At 41.6% G+C, this 15192-nt stretch carries 11 protein-coding genes; 6 read left to right on the forward strand and 5 right to left on the reverse strand.

Going from position 1 to position 15192, the window contains the following annotated elements; translation table 11 throughout:
• The 5 genes from dnaN to surE form a co-directional block, all read right to left on the reverse strand.
• Nucleotides 1-1021 (reverse strand): DNA polymerase III subunit beta (gene dnaN / locus AC37HE_RS05160; RefSeq protein ID WP_500781718.1); only part of this gene is annotated, 1021 nt, incomplete at its 3' end.
• 129 nt (nucleotides 1022-1150) lie between these two features.
• Nucleotides 1151-3562 carry a gliding motility-associated ABC transporter substrate-binding protein GldG gene (gldG, locus tag AC37HE_RS05165; RefSeq protein ID WP_500781719.1) on the reverse strand — a complete coding sequence of 804 codons (2412 nt, stop codon included), beginning with the start codon at nucleotides 3560-3562 and terminating at the stop codon, nucleotides 1151-1153.
• A 46-nt stretch (nucleotides 3563-3608) separates the two neighbouring features.
• Nucleotides 3609-4736 carry a lipid-A-disaccharide synthase gene (gene lpxB / locus AC37HE_RS05170; protein WP_500781720.1) on the reverse strand — a complete coding sequence of 376 codons (1128 nt, stop codon included), beginning with the start codon at nucleotides 4734-4736 and terminating at the stop codon, nucleotides 3609-3611.
• 118 nt (nucleotides 4737-4854) lie between these two features.
• Nucleotides 4855-5145 carry a hypothetical protein gene (locus tag AC37HE_RS05175; RefSeq protein ID WP_500781721.1) on the reverse strand — a complete coding sequence of 97 codons (291 nt, stop codon included), beginning with the start codon at nucleotides 5143-5145 and terminating at the stop codon, nucleotides 4855-4857.
• An 11-nt stretch (nucleotides 5146-5156) separates the two neighbouring features.
• Nucleotides 5157-5918, reverse strand: a complete 762-nt coding sequence (surE, locus tag AC37HE_RS05180; protein WP_500781722.1) for a 5'/3'-nucleotidase SurE — start codon at nucleotides 5916-5918, stop codon at nucleotides 5157-5159.
• A 674-nt stretch (nucleotides 5919-6592) separates the two neighbouring features.
• Here surE and AC37HE_RS05185 point away from each other — a divergent pair.
• From AC37HE_RS05185 to AC37HE_RS05210, 6 genes are all read left to right on the forward strand, one after another.
• The gene (locus AC37HE_RS05185; RefSeq protein WP_500781723.1) at nucleotides 6593-9949 is read left to right on the forward strand and encodes a SusC/RagA family TonB-linked outer membrane protein; all 3357 of its coding nucleotides are present in this window, start codon (nucleotides 6593-6595) and stop codon (nucleotides 9947-9949) included.
• Nucleotides 9950-9966: 17 nt separating this feature from the next.
• Complete coding sequence (locus tag AC37HE_RS05190; RefSeq protein WP_500781724.1) at nucleotides 9967-11559, forward strand: SusD/RagB family nutrient-binding outer membrane lipoprotein; 1593 nt, start codon at nucleotides 9967-9969, stop codon at nucleotides 11557-11559.
• A 154-nt stretch (nucleotides 11560-11713) separates the two neighbouring features.
• Nucleotides 11714-12946: an ROK family protein gene (locus tag AC37HE_RS05195; protein ID WP_500781725.1), complete on the forward strand. Its 1233-nt coding sequence runs from the start codon at nucleotides 11714-11716 to the stop codon at nucleotides 12944-12946.
• An 89-nt stretch (nucleotides 12947-13035) separates the two neighbouring features.
• Nucleotides 13036-13542 (forward strand): GFO_1088 family ECF-type sigma factor, encoded by a 507-nt coding sequence (locus AC37HE_RS05200; protein ID WP_500781726.1) that lies wholly within the window; start codon nucleotides 13036-13038, stop codon nucleotides 13540-13542.
• Nucleotides 13532-14077 (forward strand): PG0215 family putative anti-sigma factor, encoded by a 546-nt coding sequence (locus AC37HE_RS05205; RefSeq protein ID WP_500781727.1) that lies wholly within the window; start codon nucleotides 13532-13534, stop codon nucleotides 14075-14077. The genes AC37HE_RS05200 and AC37HE_RS05205 overlap by 11 nt, the downstream gene beginning before the upstream one ends.
• Nucleotides 14078-14079: 2 nt before the next feature.
• Nucleotides 14080-14592, forward strand: coding sequence for a DUF4252 domain-containing protein (locus AC37HE_RS05210; protein WP_500781728.1), 513 nt, complete (start codon nucleotides 14080-14082; stop codon nucleotides 14590-14592).
• Nucleotides 14593-15192 lie beyond the last annotated feature (600 nt).

Here is a 15192-nt window from a genome sequence, read left to right on the forward strand (position 1 = left end):
GAACTTCCGAAGAAGTAATGTTCGAAAGAATTTCCAGTAGGAAGGTCGATTTAAAACCGATTTCAATCTCTTCTCCTTCGTACTGACATTTAATGCGCTCAACAGCCGAGATTGAGAAGTCAACATCCTGTGCTGAAATCACTAATTGGCTATCCTGAATATGAAATTTAATCAGGTTGCTGGCTTGGTTCGCAAATACCGAAACACGTTTAATGGTATTGTAGAATTCCAAACGGTCAACCGTCATTTTGTTCGGGTTATTGGTTGGGATTACCGAATTGTAAGCCGGGTAATTTCCTTCAACCAAACGGCAAATTAATTTGAAGTTACTCAAAGTGAAAAAAGCGTTCTTTTCATCGAACTGCAATTTCACATCATAATCTTCTTTCACCAACAGGTTTTTCAATAAAGCAGCCGGCTTTTTAGGCAAAATAAATGATGACTCAACTTCGGCCTGAGCATCGCTACGTTTGTAACGCACCAGTTTATGAGCATCCGATGCAACAAATGTCAAATCACCGGTTCCCAGTTCCAGGAAAATACCATTCATCACCGGACGTAGTTCATCGTCGGCAGTTGCAAATAAGGTACGCTGAATACCATTTTGCAACACATCGTGAGGTACCTGAATTGTTGCAGCAGCCTCTTCGTTCAGCTCCGGCAATTGCGGAAATTCGTCACCATCTTGTCCAACAATGCTAAATTTTCCGTTTTCAGAATAAATATCAATGCCAAAAGTATCCAGATCGAATTTGAAAGTCAACGGTTGATCGGGAAACTCCTTAAGCGTATCGTTCAGCAGCTTCGCCGGAACGGCAATATTACCATTGCCTTCAGCATTATCTAACTCGAGGCTGGTAATTAGTGTTGACTCCAAATCTGAAGCGGTAACCGTCAAACGGTTATCTTCCAGCTGAAATAAATAATTATCCAGGATGGGTAATGTATTCTTCGAACTAATCACCTTACTGATTGCATTCAAGTGACTGAGTAATTCGGTACTGGAAACAACAAATTTCATTGATATTTTCTTTTAGTTTTACTTACCTTAAAAATTGCGGATTTCTGAATCTCCACCGCGTGAATACACGAATATACAAACTTTGCTTTGGTTTCCCTGAATTTAATATTCACAATTTATACAAAGTAATTAACCACGGTATTTTTTTATTCGGATAAAATAAAAGATCAGGCCGAATAAGAGAATGATAACCAAAGGTCCCACAACATTGAGTATTTGCCAGAAGGTCTTCTCCTCGCGTAAACGGACTTTATCGAGCAAGCGGATTTTAAATACCCGGGACCGCAGTTCCATGATTCCTGAGTTGTCGCAAAGGTAGTTCACGGCATTCAACAAAAAGGCCTTATTACCAAAGGTTTGCTGCGAATATTCGTCATATCCCAAGGGCTGTGTTCTAATTTTTCCGTCACGCCGCGACACCTTGTTGGCAATTAAACTACCATCAGCTAAAACGATCATTTTTGCCGGTTTCGATTTGGTTTCAACCTGAATACCAAGGGGATTAAACTCCTTGGTAAGCCTGTTTGTAAAAACAGAAGGAAATTCTCCTTCCAATAAAACCCCAACCGGAATATTGGGCACATGAAACAGTTCACGTGCAGGTGGACTATTGATACTTTGCAGGCTAATTTCTTCTGGTGTTCCAACTTTCCGCGCATACAGGGAGGTATGCAAAATTATCGACTTATGCACTTCCGGGTTTCGGCCTACCGTATCGATTGAGCTGACGAACTCAGACTTCAACCGATTTAAATTTCGGCTGATCACATGATCTTCCGCCGGAGTTAACAAAGGCGAATAATACCAGGGCGCAGGCGTAAATTTAGGCTGCGAAGCCACCGGTGAGGTATTAACCGGAATCAGAACACACTCGACATCCTGCACCAAATCGGGATTAACTCGAACGCCGTATTTAAACAGCTGGTCCATCAAATTGAGATCGCGTGGAAAGGCAATTGTTGTCTCTCCCCGACTCAAACTATCCAGGCTTACCTGTACCGGATCAATCAACCACATCAGGTTACCACCACGCATCACATACTGGTCCAAATAAAACTTTTCCTGTTCTCCAAACCGCTTCGAAGGATCAGCAATAATAACTGCTTTCGGCAGTGTATCCGTTTGAAAAAGTTGCTCAGCAGTTTTTCTGGTCACCCTAAAATTCTCAGATAAACTTCGCCGTATATCCCAGGTTTCAGGCTCACTTAATTCATCTTGTCCCGTTAAAAAAGCAACTTCATCCTTTTGTCCCTGCAAAAGTTGTTTGATGGCATTCATCAATTCAAACTCGAGCGTTTCAATTGAATTATTCAGATTTTCTTCGGCAGGAAGTGATGGGTTGTTTTTCAACAAATTCACACCGATGACCATATCCCGGTAACGAATTACAGCACCCGGAAAGATTAACTTGGTTACCGTTCCTTCATCTTTATTTTGTCTCAGATCAGTTGGTTTAATCCCCAGGGAGACCAGTTGATTGAATAATTTATTGCGTTGGTCTGTATTGGTAATATCATAAGGATCGCGCAGCTCCGACTGAATTCGTTGAGCAGCCCAGGCATCCATATCCTGAACCTTTTCTTCGATAGCCTTTTGCAGTTGACGAAAACCAGGTGGCAAATCTCCATCGAGATACAAATCTACTTTAATCGGAGCATCCAGCCTTGCTAATAGTTCTTTCGAAACAGGAGAAAGACTATAGCGTTTTTCGGTCGTCAGGTCGATCCGGAAAAACCAATGTGAGCCAATGGCCGATACGACTAGCATCACGATGACCAATATGAGGGTTTTCTTCAGTTGTCTTTTCAACTTTTGCTGTTTTCGACGTAAAAGCAAGCTGGTAACCACCAGTACAAAACCTGTTACCAAAACAAAATACAGCACATCGCGCGAGTCGACAACTCCCCGGCTAACCGAGTCGTAATGAGCACTAATCCCCAGGTTTGTAAAAAATGCCTTTACATCAACCGGAATATTCATGGCTGCCACAAAGTCGAATCCCGAATAAAAGAAGAAGCACAAAAACAGGGCTGTAATAAATGCAAATACCGGGTTATCAGTTAACGACGAGGATAAAAGCCCCAAAGCCACATACAAGGCAGCCAGTAAAAACAAGCCAATAAATGAGCCCCAGGCAGCACCGCTGTCCCAATTACCAACCGGGTCGCCCAGACTGTAAATCGAATAAAAATAGATGAGCGTAGGCAGTAATGAAACAGCAACTAAAAATAAAGCAGCCAGGTATTTCACCCAAACCAGTTGCAGGAGCGAATACGGACGGGTAATTAAGATTTCCAAAGTACCCAGTCGCTTTTCTTCGGCAAACATACGCATCGTAAGAGCCGGAATCAGGAATAAAAAGATCCAGGGCGCCAACGAAAAATAAGGGCTTAGCGAAGCATAGCCACTTTCGAGCAAATTGTAGTTTCCGGGGAAAACCCACAAAAAAAGCCCATTGGCAATCAGAAAAACAAAGGCTACTAAATAACCGGTAATAGATCCAAAGAAGCTGGTAATTTCTTTCCGAAACAGACTAAACATAGCTTGCGGGTTGATTTGAAGATGAGCGAAGATAAAAAAAGTCGGTTTACGACCGAAGCTTTTTAACAATCATTTGAGCAGCACGCACCGAGGCTCCCGGCCCGCCTAAGCTCTCATTCAATTCCTGATAGCTATCTTCTATTTGTTGGCGGTAAGCTGTATCGTTCAAAATCCGGTTCAGCTCTTTTTGAATATTTCGGGCCGTACAATGATGCTGCAACAATTCTTTCACTGCTGTTCGCTGTAAAATAATATTCACCAACGAAACCCATTTGATATTCAAAACAAATTTACCAATCGCAAAAAACAAAGCCCCTCCTGCCATTCGGTAGCAAACAACCTGGGGACAGCCTAACACGGCAGTTTCAAGCGTAACGGTTCCTGAGGCCAACACAGCAACATCGGCCATTTGAAGGACCTCGTAGGTTTTATCGCGCAATACATTCACATGATAGCCCGTCACTAACCCAATGTAAACATGGTCGGGAATTCCAGGAGCGGCAGTTACCACAACCTGGTGAGAGGTAATCGAATTAACAGCTTTCAGCATTCGGGGCAACAGCGCTTTAATTTCCTGCATGCGGCTCCCCGGCACTAAAGCGAGAATGGGCTTATCGGATAGATTATTCTCTTTACAAAATTGTACCACATTTTTATCGACCTTATGCCCCTCAACCGCATCCATTATCGGATTACCTATAAAATTGACCTTGTGGTAATCCCGTTTGGCATAAAATTCGGTTTCGAAAGGGAAAATGGTAAACATCTCGTCCACCAGCTCCTTAATTTTCTTAACGCGCCCCGACTTCCATGCCCATACTTTCGGCGATATATAATAATAGACCCGAATGCCAACAAACTTGGCAAATTCGGCTATTCTCAAGTTAAAACCGGGATAGTCAACTAAAATCAAAACATCGGGGTTAAACTGCAGTAAGCGATCCTCACAAGAGCGGAAATTCTGTTTTATCGTGCGCAAATGCATCAAAACCGGAATAAATCCCATGAAAGCCATTTCGCGATAATGCTTATAAAGCTTCATTCCGGCCTGCTCCATCAGGTCGCCTCCAAAGCCGCGAATATCAGCATCCGGATCAGCCTTAACCAATTCATGAATCAGATTTGAAGCATGTAAATCACCCGACGCTTCGCCGGCAATAAAGAAGTATTTCATAAAGCGCTTTTGCAAGAAAACTTCCAAATGTAATTTTTAAAGTTGAAAGAGCCATAATTTAAGTTGAATAGAAAATAAAAGAGAACTTCTAATTCTACATCCTTTAAAGAAAATCCAACTAAAATACTTTGGACAGCATCACCAGCAAGGCATAAACAAGAGTTCCCATAATCACCCCACGAGCTGCCAAATCATATTTAAGTCGGTAAAAAAGCAGGAATAATAATAGGTTCGGTAATACACATAAACTAAGAATCTTCAACAAGGCCCCTAAATGCCACAGGGTTTCCAAGTATTCCATCAGGCTGACATCTTTCTTATTGATGAAGTAGAGCACGACAAAAACAACAAGAGGTAAAATCAAAGCCGGGAAAAATCCCCAGACTAATTTATTTCTATTCCTTTTCATTCCGGTAAAAGTTAAAACCTCCAGTTATTCATTTTTTCCAAGGTGTTGTAGCAGGTCATATCTACCGTTACCGGCACCACTGATACGTGTTGATTTTCGAGTGCATGCATATCAGTTCCCGGCGTATCAGGTTCAAAGTTTTTGAAGAATCCGCTTAACCAGTAATAATCCTTTTCGTGCGGATCGGTTCTTTTTTCCATTTCTTCAACCCATTTTCCCGCAGCCTGACGGCACACTTCAATACCGCGAACTTCCCCTTTCGGAATATTAACATTCAAGCAGGTGAAATGAGGAATTCCATGCTCGGCAACAGCTTGAAAAATCCGGGCTACCCACATTTTTGCACGGGTAAAGTCGGCATCCGCATCGTAATCGCAAAGCGAAAAACCGATTGAAGGAACACCATGCAGACAACCTTCCATTGCAGCTCCCATCGTTCCACTGTAGACCACACTTACCGAAGTATTAGCACCATGATTAATACCGGAAACAACAAAGTCGGGATGCCGGTCGAGCAATTGGTTAAAACCCATCTTCACACAGTCGACAGGTGTTCCGCTGCACTTATATTCCGTGTAGCCTTCCTCTTCCTCCAACTTACTTGCGCGCAAAGGTTTGCCGGTTGTAATCGCATTCGACATACCCGACATAGCTGCTTCAGGTGCAATAACCACAACATCGCCAAACAGCCGCATTACTTCTGTCAGCTCTTTTAAACCTTTGGCATAAATACCATCATCATTCGTAACCAGAATCAATGGACGATCATTCATCTATCAGGATTTTTCATTTATGGAGACAAAGATAGAGGAATGAACCAAAAACCCCTTTTGAATACGATGAAAATAAATTGCCAGGACTAAACGCAATTATCGCCTTCCCGATCCATCATTTCGTTTATTTTAACAGGACTAATCAATCAAAAGCAACAAAAAAAATCGAAAAGCAAAGCCTTTTGTTAAAAAATGCTTAAACAATCAAAATTAAATAAAAGACAACAGCATCTTTTATTAATCATAAATTACAGCAACATCCCCATTTCTACAACGTAATGCATTAACGACTGCCAAACAACACATTACCAAAAAAACATAGCATCTCCAATTGACGAAAAAGCTCATCAATAAAGGCTAATTTAAAACATATAGTTTGATTTTATTTTTTTCTTTGAGATTTTCTTTTGAAATTTTTTTCTAAAGTTTGATTTCTAAATGCAAATTTTCCTTAATATTGTTCCGAGATCGTTAATAAAATTTAATTGAAATATGATGGAAGCAAGAATCAGAAACCAAATTCTCAGGACAAAAGGAGCTGAATTCAATCCGTATAATGCGGAACGACCTCGCCTCATCATCCTTCGAAACGCCAGAACGCATACTATATAAACACGCTCAGTTATTACAACAGTTTTCAAGCAAAGTGAACTACAAACATTAATTCAATTTTTATGGAAAGAACCTTGTTACGATCCCCTCATTGTGGTCTGAAAAGATCATTAAAACTAATGATGGTGGTCCTGGGATTATGTGCTATCACGAATGCACAAGCAAGCAGTCCGGCCAACAAAACAGATCTCGCCGGAACAGAGCAAAGTCAGGGAATACTAGTCAGTGGTACAGTGACCGATGAAAGCGGAGAACCATTGATTGGTGTCGCCGTTGCAGTCGAAGGAACTTCAAAAGGATTGATTACCGATTTTGACGGTAATTTCAAATTAGAAGTACCCAGCGAAAGCAGCGTATTGGTATTCTCATTCGTTGGTTACGAAACTCAAAAAATCACAGTAGGAAAGCAAACTACATTTAAAGTAGTTATGGCTGAAAACATTCAGCAGGTTGACGAAGTCGTTGTAACTGCAATGGGTATCAAACGTCAGGCACGTGAGCTTGGATATGCCATGAGTACAATTTCTTCTAAACAATTGAATGAAGTTGGATCAACCAGTTTTGCATCTGCGCTTTACGGTAAAGCTTCCGGGGTAAAAATCACAACTGCTCCCGGTGGTGCGACCAGTGCCAGTAACATTCAGATTCGTGGTATCAACTCACTGAACTACAACCAGCAACCACTTTATGTTGTTGATGGTGTTGTAATCCGTAATGATGCTCAATACGGAGCAAGCGGTGCCAATAACAACAACTATTGGAATGACCAACGTATTCGTGGTAACGGGGCTTTGGATATCAACCCAAGCGACATCGAAAGTCTGAACATTTTGAAAGGTGCCAGTGCAACTGCCCTTTACGGTTCTGATGCTGCCAGTGGTGTAATCGTAATTACCACTAAAAAAGGAACAAAGAAAAAAGGTCTTGGAGTTGACTTAAACTACAACTTATCTGTTGAAGAAGTTGCTTATACGCCTAAATTCCAAAATGTATATGGTCCTGGTTACGACCGTGCCGACAACTTAGCATTGGGTGCTACTGCAGAAGGTTGGATCGAAGATTCTTCATCACCGTCAGGAGTTCGCCCTTACTTCCGTGCTTATGGTGGTTTCGGTCCTAAAATGGATGGACGTATGGTGACCTGGTGGGACGGTTCAACACGTGCCTACACAGCCCGTAAGAACAACTACAAAGACATCTATCGTACAGGCTTAACATCAAATGTTAACGTTGCAATCTCGGACAACACCGAAAAATTGAACTACCGTTTTACTGCTTCTCGTCTGGATTACCAAGGAACCCAGGAAGGCAGTAACCAACAAAAAAACACATTCGGCTTAACAAGTTCATTAAAAATGAGCGACAAATTAAGCTTTGATGTTTACGCAAACTACATTAACACAATCACCACAAACCGTCCATACCAGTTAGGACAGGTGCTTGGCTCTTTCAGTGGTTTCTTTAGCCGTACTGAAGACATGTCATTAATGAAGCAACGTTTCCAAACTGCTGAAGGCTATAAATATGCAACATACGGCAGCGAACGTACTGAAGACGCATTTATTTATTCAATGCGTGCAACAAACTTGTTGGATTTCTTCTGGCAGCAGATGAAAAACAAATATGTTGAAACTGAAAACCGTTTAATCAGTAGCGCTACAATGAACTGGGATATCGTTAAGAACCTGCACTTCCGTGGTCGTGTTGGTAGTGACTATACCGGTGCCAGTTCAGAACAAAAACAATATACAGAGTATCCTACTGCTTACAACAGTTCCAGCAGCAGTACAGGTGGTTACAATGTAACCAGTGGCCAGTACTCAGTTCTTTATACTGACTTCTTGTTGAACTACAACAAAAACTTCAACGATAAATTTAACTTATCAGTTAGCGGAGGTTTCCAATCACGTGATGAGAGCTACAAAGATGAAAGCTCATCTACGACAAGTGGTTTGGTAACTGAAAACTGGTTCAGCTTAAGTAACTCTTACGGCGTATTGTCGACAAACTACACGCGTAAAGAAATGTTGAAATATGCTTACTTGGGTATGTTAAGCATGAGCTATAAAAACTTCTTGTTTCTGGAAGGTACAGCCCGCCAGGAATATGCTTCAACATTGCCTTCTGCAAACAACTCTTATTTCTACCCATCAGTAAACGGTAGTGTTATTTTCAGCGACGTATTGAATTTACCGGCATTCTTCAACTACGGTAAATTCCGTGCTTCTTACGGTGTCGTAGGTAATGCACCTCCAATGTATGAGTCAAACATTTCTTATACACAAAGCTCACTGCAAACAATTAACGGATCAGTTCCTCAATTGGCATTAAGCAGTAGCTATGGTAACGCGAACCTGAACGCAGAGCGCAAAAAAGAATACGAATTCGGTTTGGAAACTCAATTCCTGGATAACCGTTTAGGATTTGACGTAAGCTACTATAACAACAAAATCGAAGATCAGATTCTCCAATTATCAACTGCTGCATCTGTTGGTGCATCAAGCCAATTGGTTAACGTTGGTGAAATCGGCAACTCTGGTCTGGAACTGTCTATCAACGGTACACCAATCTTCAAAAACGGTTTCAAATGGGATGTTCGCTTTAACTATTCTGTAAACAGAAGTAAAGTTAACAGCTTGTCTCCGGGAATCGACGAGATTGTATTCTACACTGCTGAGCAGTCAGCCATTAAACTGGTAGCCGGAAAAGGGGAACGTTTAGGTAATGTTTATGTATACGACATTGCAAAAGACAGCGAAGGAAACAATTTGATCAACGATAATGGTCTATACGTTATCGACCAATCAAAATATGTAAAAGCCGGTAACATTATGCCTGATGCCGTTGGTGGTCTTTCCAACACCTTATCATACAAAGGATTTTCACTGGACTTCTCGATCGACTACCGCATTGGTGGAAAAATGATCTCTCCGAGTATGAAATATATGCGTGGTGCAGGGTTGCTTGAAAACTCTATGCAATACCGCGATGCAGCACACGGAGGTTTAACTTACGTTGAAGACGGAGTTACTTACGACGATGGAGTTCTACTGGATGGTGTTGTTCAATCAACAGGAGAAAAGAACACGAAGGTTGTTGATGCAGCCACCTACTACATGAACACCTTCGACTGGGGTGGTGCTACATGGAACCGTGAAGGAGCTATCTTCGACAATAGCTACATCAAAATGCGTGAAGTTACTTTGGGCTACAAAATTCCTACTAAGATTTCAGAGAAAATGCACCTGAACAACCTGCGTGTAGCATTGGTAGGTCGCAACTTGTTCTACATCTGGAGAACACTGGAAAACTTAGATCCTGAAGCTCCACTGGGATCCAAATGGTGGTCTCAAGGTATCGATGTAGGTTCAACTGCTGCATCAAGAAGCTTCGGTATCTCATTGAATGCAAGTTTCTAATTTTAATTCTTACACACATGAAAAACAGATTTTTATTATATACGCTTATTGCTTCAATGGTACTGATGGCGACAGCATGTACTGATGAACTGGAAGCGCGATACAACAACCCTGAGAAATCGACTGAGGCCAGCATTCCCGGATTTTTCACCCGTATGTTGAACAACGACCGTGTTCGTCCTAACTATTGGAACGTTCGTACTTTCTTATTGATGCAACCGGCTGTTTACACACAAACTGCTTTCTTTTCAAACTCAAGCGGCAAGTATAAAGAGTCGACAAGCTACACACAACAATACTGGAACAACTTCTATGTTGCTAACAGCAACGGAAGTGGCGTGTTGAGCACCTACAAAGCAATGGAAGTGGCTTACGACGCATTAGGTGAAACAGAACAGGCAAACATGGACCTATTCATGAATGCCGGTAAATTAGTATTGATTGACGAGGCTTCTAAAATGGTTGACATGTGGGGAGATATTCCTTACAGCGAAGCCGGAAGTTTGGAAACGACCAGTGTGATTGACAATGCTGCCTTTGATGATCAACAAGCTCTTTACACTGAATTCATTGCTGAATTGAAAGAGATTGGCAGCTACTTCGGTTCTGCATCTACATCGGCAACTTTTTCAAAATACGACATCATGCTTAGCGGAAGTGTAAGCAAATGGCAACGTTATGCCAACTCATTGCGTTTGCGTTTGTTGATGCGTATTTCAAATGTTGATGAATCGACAGCAAAACAAGAAATTTCGACTATGCTGAACGATCCAAGCACCTACCCATTGGTTGATGGAGACAATGTAGCTGATTACGATCCGGAAAGCAGCGATATCTTATTGCAGCCATTGACTGACTACACAAACAACCTGAACAGTGCGTTAACTGAGTTACCAAGTCACTACGCACCGGATTACATGTTGAATACCGTGATGTTGCCAACAAATGACCCTCGTATTCCGGTCATGTTTGACAAATACGGTAAAACAACCAATGGCACATTCGTACAGAATGCTGACTATGCAGCAATGCCGATTACCTATACGTCAACTGAGATTGATAACAACTACATGAACTTTTCAATCCTTGACTCAACGACCTTCTTGCAAAACCCGCAACTTCCTGGAATCGTAATTACAGCTTCAGAAGTCAACTTCCTGAAAGCAGAAGCTTACGAAAGATGGGGAGGCGGCGACGCCGAAGCAGCTTATACCAAAGCTGTGGAGCAATCGGTTAGCTTCTATTACTACCTGAATAATCTGAACTCAACCGGACTAACCACAGTTGACAAACCAGCAGATTCAGTAGTTGAAGATTTTGCAACGAATACAGATGCTGCATACACAGGTACAAGTGCCGAAAAACTGGAGAAAATCTACACACAAAAGTGGTTACACTTCGGATTTTTACAGTCTATCCAGGCATGGTCTGAATACCGTCGTACTGGCTATCCTGCGTTAACATTCCCTGATGCAACTCTGGTTGGGTATGAAACCCCTCCAACTCGCTTATTGTATCCGTCAGACGAGAGCTCTTACAACAGCACGAATTATCAGGCTGTACAAGCTCAAGATACCCGTGATACAAAAATCTTTTGGGATGTAAACTAAGATGTTATCTGCCTCAAAATATCAAAAGTGGTTCCGGTTTTATGCCGGAACCTTTTTGTTTTCCTTACGAAACTACCATCTAACTCACCATAATAGAAAGACTATCATAAAAAGAAAATAATTCAGTATTTTTGTGCATAGCTAGCGTAAACCCATGTCTGCAAAATCAATTAAAAATCCTCAGAACCAAGCATTAAGTGAATTAAAGCGGCACAATCTGCGCATGCAGATCATTCGGTTGCTCTACAAAAAAAGCCCGCAATCGGCTGTACACCTGAGCAAAAAGCTTTCCATCAGCTTACCATCTGCCAGGGCCGTTTTAAATGAACTGATTGAGGAAAATGTGGCCTTTATTACCGGGACGGGCGAATCCAGCGGAGGCCGAAAACCGGTATTGTACAGTTTAAGCGGGGACGCCTTTTACATCCTTGCTGTTGAAATGGATCAATACAAAGCAAAAGCTGTTCTTTTAAATTGCCTCAACGAATTTTCAAGTAACATTGCCGAGTTCAGTACCAATATTGACGATCCCGACTTTATCGGAAAGCTAGATCTGGCTTTTAACCAATTGCAGACAGAGTCGGGCATTATAGAATCCAAAATTCATGCTATCGGCATCTGTATGCCGGGCTTAATCGATCCACGAAACGGATTGAACCAAACCATTAAGAATCCGAAAAGCAGAAACATTGCCGAACAAGTTTCCAAGCACTTCAAACTTGCCACTTACATTGAAAACGATGCCCGTATGCAGACGCTTGGTGAATTTGTATTTGGCAAAGCTAAAAATACGCACAACACCTTGGTCATCAACTGGAGCTGGGGACTCGGTCTAGGGATGATTATCAATGGTGAAATTTTTGCAGGTAGTAACGGTTGTTCCGGAGAATTCAGTCACATTCGTGTTGTCGAGGATGGTGAACTTTGTGAATGCGGTAAACGAGGATGTTTACAAACAATAGCCGGCGCCCGACATCTATTAAATCTGGCCAAACAGGCAATCGCTGCCGAAACGATTTCTCAGTTAACGAATGATTTCAACAGTCGGATTGATGAACTTACGGTGAAAGACGTCATCACAAGTGCCCTGAAAGGTGATGAATTGTCCATCAACCTAATTAACAAGCTTGGTAAAAACCTGGCTTGGGGATTATCCATTCTTATTCAATTGTACAATCCGGAACTGATTCTTTTAAGTGGTCCCCTTACAGTTCCTAAGCAACACCTACTGGTTACCATTCAGCAAACCCTTCATCAGTATTGCCTCGAAAATATTCTGTCAAACGTAAAACTTGAAATCTCCGAATTAGCTGAACATTCTGGTTTGAAAGGGACCGGAGTTATGGTGTTTAAAAAGCTCTTCACCACATCCCACAGCATCCTCTAAAAAATTCCTTCAAAAAAAATCATCCCTCCCATGTAATGAAAATTCGCTCCACTCGTCATAAATTTGAGTGAAACAAAACAAACGAGCGAATGCTAGCCAGCGAATTTAAAACCAAGGTGCTTCCTTTAAGCAGTAAATTGATGCGATTTGCTTCGCAATTGCTGCACGACGAAGAGCAGGCACGCGACATTATTCAGGACGTGTTTCTGAAATTGTGGCAGAAAAAAGATCAGCTGGCACAGGTCGACAACATGGAAGCATTTGCCATGCGCATGACCCGCAATCGCTGTTTGGATTTGTTTAAAGCGAAGAAGCCAATATTGGCTGAAAACGATTTTTTGAAACAGAAAGCGACCGAAAGTAAAGATTTACAACAAGAAATTGAGCTGTCGGAATCAGCTTTACTGGTTCGAAAATTAATCCGCGACTTGCCCGATATTCAGCGAACAGTGATGCACCTACGCGATATTGAGCAATATGAGTACGAAGAGATTGCGCAAATGACGGACTTAACGGTAAATGCCATCCGCGTGAACCTGTCAAGGGCCCGCAAAAGAGTTAGAGACGAGTTAATCAAGGAGAATTATGGAAAATAATCGCATCAAACAATTACTGGATCGTTACTTCGAAGGGCAAAGCAGCCTGGATGAAGAACAGGAGTTGCAGGCTTATTTCAGCTCAGCAGAGATTGATGCCGAATTTCTTCCATACCGGGAACTTTTTGGCAGCCTCAACCAGTTACAGCACAACAACCAAGCGCCAACGGAAGATGAACTAATGGATTTCATCCTCGAACATGAGCATAAAGAGAAGAAGAAGTTGCGCTATTTGTGGCAAACCGTTAGCTCAATCGCAGCCATACTAATCATTGCGCTATTGGTCTTCAACTCGCAACAAAACAAAGCAAACTGGAAAGACACCTTTACCGATCCGAACGTGGCATATGCCGAAGCAAGCAAAACACTGCAATTTGTTGCAGCTAAATATCAACTGGGAATGAATCAATTAAAACCTGTTGAAAAAGTCAACGAAGCCATAAAACCGCTCGACGATGGTATGGAACAGGTCAATAAAGGATTCTTAAAGGTAGAAGATCTGAAAATAATTAATGAAAAACTTAAACAACAATAGCCATGAAAACAAGCTTAAAAATCTGGTACCGCGTACTTTTCGTCGTTTTAGTACTGATCCCCTTTTACGGGATGGCTCAAAAAAGCCCGGTAGATAAATTATTTGAAAAATATGCCAATAACAAAGGCATGACAACAGTTAATATCAGCGGAACCTTACTGTCGTTTGCAGCACAAGCCGATGGCAAATCAGATGAAGCCGATATGATTTCGCAATTGAAAGGCATTCGCATTTTAACCGTTGAAGACAAGGATCTCAATAAATCGCTCGACTTTTACAAGGAAATGGAAGGCGACAGTTTCTTCAAAAAGAACGGGTATGAATCGCTGATGGAGATTACCGAAAAAGATGAAGTTGTTCGCTTTTATGCCCGCAAAGGAGATAACGGTAAATTCTCGGAACTACTCCTCATTGTCGGGGGTGACGACAATACACTCATCAGTATTCAAGGGGTAATTGATCCGGCTAACATCGGTAAAATTACCGGGGCTCTTGACCTGGATATTAAGCCTTAGCCGCAAAATGCGACAAACCGGACAAAATGCTCAACGGCAGAGAAAGTCCGGTTTTGTCGTTCCACTTTCTCCCAAATCAGTCAATGTTCCTTGTTCTGTGAGAAAGTTCCTTGTTCTGTGAGAAAAAGGTCTCTTTAAGAGGCAATTTCCCTGAAAATGTTAGGATTTTCCCTAAAATCAAGCAAGTTGTAAACTTTTTAAGACAAATTATCCAAAATTCAAGCAAGTTGTTCAAAAAAGAGGCAAAAAGCTCAGTTTTTCAACAAAATTGCTTCCTGAACAAGCTTTTCGTTCCATTGCAGGAATTTTTCACCTTCCTACAGGAAACTCCACTCCTCAACAACATTCTGCTCTCTTGCCTGCCAATTTCTGACCTTCCCAATCAATTTTGCCTGAAAGTCCTTTCTGAGTTTCAAGTTTCAAGTTTTAAGTTTCAAGTTCCGGGACAACCCTCCAACTTCAGATAACAAGGACAACCTGATGTTTGAAAAATTTTCTACTTTCATTCCTGTTGGTGATTCACTGGAATCAATTTTGTTTTTTGAGGGAAACAACCAGTGCTATATGGATTCATTCAAAATAAACTTATTTTTGTGTAAA

The organism is Mangrovibacterium sp., from assembly GCF_059905295.1.

Coding starts and splice junctions, on each gene's coding strand:
- gldG (WP_500781719.1), bottom strand. CDS start 3,562: ATGTTTAGTCTGTTTCGGAAAGAAATTACCAGCTTCTTTGGATCTATT.
- lpxB (WP_500781720.1), bottom strand. CDS start 4,736: ATGAAATACTTCTTTATTGCCGGCGAAGCGTCGGGTGATTTACATGCT.
- AC37HE_RS05175 (WP_500781721.1), bottom strand. CDS start 5,145: ATGAAAAGGAATAGAAATAAATTAGTCTGGGGATTTTTCCCGGCTTTG.
- surE (WP_500781722.1), bottom strand. CDS start 5,918: ATGAATGATCGTCCATTGATTCTGGTTACGAATGATGATGGTATTTAT.
- AC37HE_RS05185 (WP_500781723.1), top strand. CDS start 6,593: ATGGAAAGAACCTTGTTACGATCCCCTCATTGTGGTCTGAAAAGATCA.
- AC37HE_RS05190 (WP_500781724.1), top strand. CDS start 9,967: ATGAAAAACAGATTTTTATTATATACGCTTATTGCTTCAATGGTACTG.
- AC37HE_RS05195 (WP_500781725.1), top strand. CDS start 11,714: ATGTCTGCAAAATCAATTAAAAATCCTCAGAACCAAGCATTAAGTGAA.
- AC37HE_RS05200 (WP_500781726.1), top strand. CDS start 13,036: ATGCTAGCCAGCGAATTTAAAACCAAGGTGCTTCCTTTAAGCAGTAAA.
- AC37HE_RS05205 (WP_500781727.1), top strand. CDS start 13,532: ATGGAAAATAATCGCATCAAACAATTACTGGATCGTTACTTCGAAGGG.
- AC37HE_RS05210 (WP_500781728.1), top strand. CDS start 14,080: ATGAAAACAAGCTTAAAAATCTGGTACCGCGTACTTTTCGTCGTTTTA.